The organism is Arthrobacter sp. 1088, assembly GCF_031455315.1.
Lineage (GTDB): Bacteria > Actinomycetota > Actinomycetes > Actinomycetales > Micrococcaceae > Arthrobacter.
This window is the reverse complement of the sequence record NZ_JAVDSM010000042.1, coordinates 1-1,226: the sequence shown is the minus strand read 5'-3', so window position 1 is coordinate 1,226 and position 1,226 is coordinate 1. Positions and strand designations below refer to the sequence as shown.

Below are 1,226 nucleotides of genomic sequence, written 5' to 3'. Positions count from 1 at the left end.
GGCGGTTTCTAGCGGTTATCGCAACAGGAAGGTTCTGATCATCTCATTTGGGGTGCAGAAGTCGAAGCGTTGGCGGGGTCTGTCGTTGAGTTCGTGGGCGACGTAATCGAGGTCTGTTTGGCTGTAGATGCTGAGGTCTGTGCCTTTGGGGAAGTATTGGCGCAAGAGTCCGTTGGTGTTCTCGTTCGAGCCGCGTTGCCAGGGTGAGTGGGGATCGCAGAAGTAGATGTCGATATCGGCTGCGATCTTCACTTCCTTGTGCCTGCTCATCTCGGTCCCTTGGTCCCAGGTCAGCGAGAGCCTCAGCTCGTCGGGAAGGGCGCTCATTTTGCTGATCAGCCCGTCCCGGACGGACTCGGCACGGTTTTGATCTGCGGGTACGTGGACGAGCATCACGAACCCGGTGGTGCGTTCCACAACGGTGCCGATGGCGGTTTTACCGTCCTTGCCTATGATGAGGTCGCCCTCCCAATGCCCTGGTACCGCACGGTCTTCGACCTCGGCGGGCCGGTCGGCGATCATGACCATTCCCTGGATTCTGCCGCGGCGTTCGTCCGGGCGGCGTTGGGGTTTGCGCAAGGTCCGGCCGGTGCGCAGGTTCTTCACCAGTTCCCGCTTCAGCCCGCCCCGGGACTCAAGATAAAGGGACTGGTAGATGGTCTCGTGTGACACCCACATCTCCGGGTTGTTCGGGTGGTCCTTGCGGAGCCGGCCGGCGATCTGGACCGGCGAGTCTTTCTTACCGAGTCGCTTTTCGACTTCCTTGCGCAAAGCTTCGTTGTTTTTGAGCTTAGCGGTCTTGGGCCTGGCCGCCCTGGCATGGGCCCGGGCATGGGCAGTGGTGGCCCGGTAGTAGTAGACCTCATCGGCGTTCCGACGCAGTTCCCGAGATATCGTCGAGGGCGACCGGCCCAACCGCCGGGCGATCTCACGGACGGATTCCTTGCCCCTGAGCAAGGCAATTTGCTCGCGTTCATCAAAGGACAGCGAACGCCCCGAAAGGGTCCGACCCCTACGGGGCCGGACCCCTCCCGAGGACCTCAGCTCACGCCGAACGGTCGTTACCGACCATCCGACAGACTCTCCCGCTTCTTCAAAACGGGAACCGTCCGCTACCTGCTGCCAAAACGACTGAACAACCTCAGCAACCAAACGACTTGAGAACTTCACCACGGCAATCGACACCCTTCAATAATCAGGTGTTGCGATCACCGCATGATTCGAAG

At 60.4% G+C, this 1,226-nt stretch carries 1 protein-coding gene; it reads right to left on the bottom strand.

Annotated elements, in window-relative coordinates; genetic code table 11:
- Nucleotides 1-15: 15 nt before the first annotated feature.
- The gene (locus J2Y41_RS23045; protein ID WP_309932043.1) at nt 16-1,044 is read right to left on the bottom strand and encodes an IS30 family transposase; all 1,029 of its coding nucleotides are present in this window, start codon (nt 1,042-1,044) and stop codon (nt 16-18) included.
- Nucleotides 1,045-1,226: the final 182 nt, after the last annotated feature.